We start from the raw sequence: 3,773 nt of genomic DNA, 5'->3' as shown, positions 1-3,773 counted from the left end.
CGCTGGCCGAGGGCTTCGCGGAGCGATGGTCGCTGGCGACGGGTGCTCCGGCCCGGGTCGCCATGCGGCAGCGGATCTACGCGCTCACGGAGGTGCAGCCCGTGCCGGAGGCGCCGGGCGAGCTCCGCCGCGCCGGGACGGCGGACGAAGACCGGGTGGCCGACTGGATCGCGGCGTTCGACGCCGAGGCGCTGGGCGAGGCGGACGAGGAGCGGGCGCGCGGCGTGGCGCGGCACCGGATCGCCGCGGGCGAGGTGTTCCTCTGGGAGGAGGGCGGCGAGCCGCGCACCATGGCCGCGAGCGCCCGGCCCACCCGGCACGGCGTGGCGGTGAACGCCGTCTACACCCCGCCGGAGTGGCGCGGCCGGGGCTACGCCACCGCCTGCGTGGCCGCGCTCAGCGCCCACCTGCTGGCGGAGGGGCGGCGCTTCTGCGTGCTCTACACCGACCTCGCGAACCCCACCTCCAACTCCATCTACACCCGCATCGGCTATCGCCCCGTGGGCGACAGCACCCTCTTCCGCTTCGGCGGCTGACGGACGGGGCCTCCCCGCGAGGCTCCCCCTCCACGCCCCACCCGATCGGGTAGGCCCCCCGCCCCCTCCCCACCCACCCTTCCGGGCCCGGCTACCCCACAAGAAGCGCCCGCGCGCCGGACGGGCGTGGATGAGCCGGGCTCACGGCTTCATGATTGCTATATAGCTCCGCGTGCACCTGCGCGGCTCCGCCGTGCGGGACCGTGAACCGTTGCGAATCACTCATCCACGGAGGACGGCATGACGGGAGTGACGGAGACCGCCCTGGAGGGGGTGCAGGTCCTGGGCGAGGAGAACGAGGCGACCGCGCGGGTCCTCACCCCGGAGGCGCTGGGGTTCGTGGCGCGGCTCCACCGCCGCTTCAACCCGGCGCGCCAGGCGCTCCTGGCCGAGCGCGAGCGCCGCCAGGCGGAGTTCGACGCCGGCGCCGTTCCCGCCTACCTGGAGGAGACGGCCGACGTCCGTGCCGGCGACTGGAAAGTGGCCCCCGCCCCCGCCGACCTGGACGATCGCCGGGTGGAGATCACCGGCCCCACCGACCGGAAGATGGTGATCAACGCGCTGAACTCCGGCGCGAAGTGCTTCATGGCGGACTTCGAGGACGCCCTTTCCCCCACCTGGAGCAACGTGGTCGAGGGGCAGGTGAACCTGGCCGACGCGATCCGCCGCCAGGTGGACTTCACCTCCCCGGAGGGGAAGGAGTACCGGCTGGCCGAGCGGACGGCGACGCTGATCGTCCGCCCGCGCGGGTGGCACCTCCCGGAGCGGCACGTGCACGTGGACGGCGAGCCCGTATCCGCCTCGCTCTTCGACTTCGGGCTCTTCTTCTTCCACAACGCCCGCGAGCTGCTGGACCGCGGCTCCGGCCCGTACTTCTACCTCCCCAAGCTGGAGAGCCACCGCGAGGCGCGCCTGTGGAACGACGTGTTCCTGGCCGCGCAGGAAGAGCTCGGCGTCCCGCGGGGGACGATCCGCGCCACGGTGCTGATCGAGACCATCCTCGCCGCCTTCGAGATGGACGAGATCCTGTACGAGCTGCGCGAGCACGCCGCCGGCCTGAACGCCGGGCGGTGGGACTACATCTTCAGCGTGATCAAGAAGTTCCGGAACCGGGGCGACTTCGTCCTGGCGGACCGGGCGCAGGTCACCATGGGCGTGCCCTTCATGAAGTGCTACGCCGAGCTCCTGGTGAAGACGTGCCACAGGCGAGGCGCGCACGCCATGGGTGGGATGGCCGCGTTCATCCCCAACCGGCGCGACGAGGAGGTCACCGAGCGCGCCCTCGCCAAGGTGCGCGAGGACAAGCGGCGCGAGGCGTCGCAGGGCTTCGACGGGACCTGGGTGGCCCACCCGGACCTGGTCCCCGTGGCGCGCGAGGAGTTCGACGCGGTGCTCGGCGACCGCCCGAACCAGAAGGATCGGCAGCGCGACGACATCGACCACGGCGACTGCGACCTGCTGAAGACGGGGATCCTGGGCGGCGAGGTGACGGAGGAGGGGGTCCGCAACAACGTCTCCGTCGCCATCCAGTACATCGAGGCGTGGCTGGGCGGGAACGGCGCCGTCGCCATCCAGAACCTGATGGAGGACGCCGCCACCGCCGAGATCTCACGGGCGCAGCTCTGGCAGTGGATCCGCCACCGGACGACGCTGTCCGACGGGCGGCCCATGACCCCGGACCTGTACTGCGCCATCCGGGACGAGGAGATGGCAGCGCTCCGCGCCGAGCGCGAGGACACGCGCTGCCTGGAGGACGCGGTGGAGCTGCTGGACGAGCTGGTGCTGGACGGGGAGTTCACCCCGTTCCTGACGCTCCCCGCGTACGCCCGGCTGAAGTAGGCGCCTGCACGGAGTGCCTGACCTGGGACCGCTGAACCGAACCGAAAAAGACACGAGGACGAAATGAACCAGGACTTCGAGACGCAGGTGCGGGAGCTGGAGAGCCGGTGGGCGGTGGAGCCGCGCTGGGAGGGGATCACCCGCCCGTACACGGCGGAGGAGGTGGTGCGGCTGCGGGGCTCGGTCCGCGTGGAGCACACGCTGGCCCGCCTGGGCGCGGAGCGGCTCGCCGAGCTCTTGGAGAGCGAGGACTTCGTCCGCACCTTCGGGGCGCTCACCGGCGCGCAGGCGGTGCAGATGGTCAGGGCGGGGCTGCAGGCCATCTACCTGAGCGGGTGGCAGGTGGCGGGCGACATGAACCTGGCCGGCCACACCTACCCGGACCAGAGCCTCTACCCCGCCAACAGCGTCCCCGCCGTGGTGCGGCGGCTCAACAACGCCCTGCTCCGCGCCGACCAGATCGAGTGGAGCGAGGGGAACGCGGGGCGGCACTGGATGGTGCCGATCGTGGCGGACGCGGAGGCCGGGTTCGGCGGGCCGCTGAACGCCTACGAGCTGATGAAGGGGATGATCGAGGCCGGCGCCGCCGGGGTCCACTTCGAGGACCAGCTCGCCGCGGAGAAGAAGTGCGGCCACCTGGGCGGCAAGGTGCTGGTCCCCACCAGCCAGTTCGTCCGCACCCTCTCGGCGGCGCGGCTGGCGGCGGACGTCCTGGACGTCCCCACCTGGCTGGTCGCGCGCACTGACGCCAACGCGGCCACCCTGCTCACCAGCGACGTGGACGAGCGCGACCGGGAGTTCCTGACTGGCGAGCGCACCGCCGAGGGGTACTACCGGGTGCGGAGCGGGCTGGATTCGGCCATCGCCCGGGGGCTCTCGTACGCCCCCCTGGCGGACCTGGTCTGGTGCGAGACCTCCACGCCGGACCTGGACGAGGCCCGCACCTTCGCCGAGGCGATCCGGAAGGAGCACCCGGGGAAGATGCTGGCCTACAACTGCTCCCCCTCCTTCAACTGGAGCCGCAAGCTGGACGCCGCCACCATCGCGAAGTTCCAGCGCGAGCTGGGGGCCATGGGGTACCGGTTCCAGTTCATCACCCTGGCCGGGTGGCACCTGATCAACCTGGAGACCTTCAAGCTGGCGCAGGGCTACGCCCGCGAGGGGATGCCGGCCTACGTACGGCTGCAGGACGAGGAGTTCGCGCTGGAGGAGGCCGGCTACACCGCCACCAGGCACCAGCGCGAGGTGGGGACGGGGTACTTCGACCAGGTGCTCCAGACGCTCTCGGGCGGCGAGGCGTCCACCGCGGCGCTCGCCGGCTCCACGGAGGCCGAGCAGTTCCACTGATCGGGTGGACGGATGGCGGAGACACGGCGGGCGGGCCGCGCGATGCGGCCC

3 protein-coding genes are annotated in these 3,773 nt (G+C 72.1%); all 3 read left to right on the top strand.

Annotated features, from left to right (window positions below):
• Positions 1-536: GNAT family N-acetyltransferase (locus VGR37_09750; protein HEV2147672.1), on the top strand; the 536-nt coding region annotated here is incomplete at its 5' end.
• 240 nt (positions 537-776) lie between these two features.
• Positions 777-2,375 (top strand): malate synthase A, encoded by a 1,599-nt coding sequence (gene aceB / locus VGR37_09745; GenBank protein ID HEV2147671.1) that lies wholly within the window; start codon positions 777-779, stop codon positions 2,373-2,375.
• Between the two features lie 63 nt (positions 2,376-2,438).
• Positions 2,439-3,722 (top strand): isocitrate lyase, encoded by a 1,284-nt coding sequence (gene aceA, locus VGR37_09740; GenBank protein HEV2147670.1) that lies wholly within the window; start codon positions 2,439-2,441, stop codon positions 3,720-3,722.
• Positions 3,723-3,773: the final 51 nt, after the last annotated feature.

The sequence above is a fragment of the Longimicrobiaceae bacterium genome (genome assembly GCA_035936415.1).
GTDB lineage: Bacteria > Gemmatimonadota > Gemmatimonadetes > Longimicrobiales > Longimicrobiaceae > JAFAYN01.
Note: the sequence above shows the minus strand (reverse complement) of the source record. Positions and strands in the feature narration are given on the sequence as shown.

Excerpts from the sequence above, each read along its gene's own strand:
- aceB (HEV2147671.1), top strand. The coding sequence starts at position 777 with ATGACGGGAGTGACGGAGACCGCCCTGGAGGGGGTGCAGGTCCTGGGC.
- aceA (HEV2147670.1), top strand. The coding sequence starts at position 2,439 with ATGAACCAGGACTTCGAGACGCAGGTGCGGGAGCTGGAGAGCCGGTGG.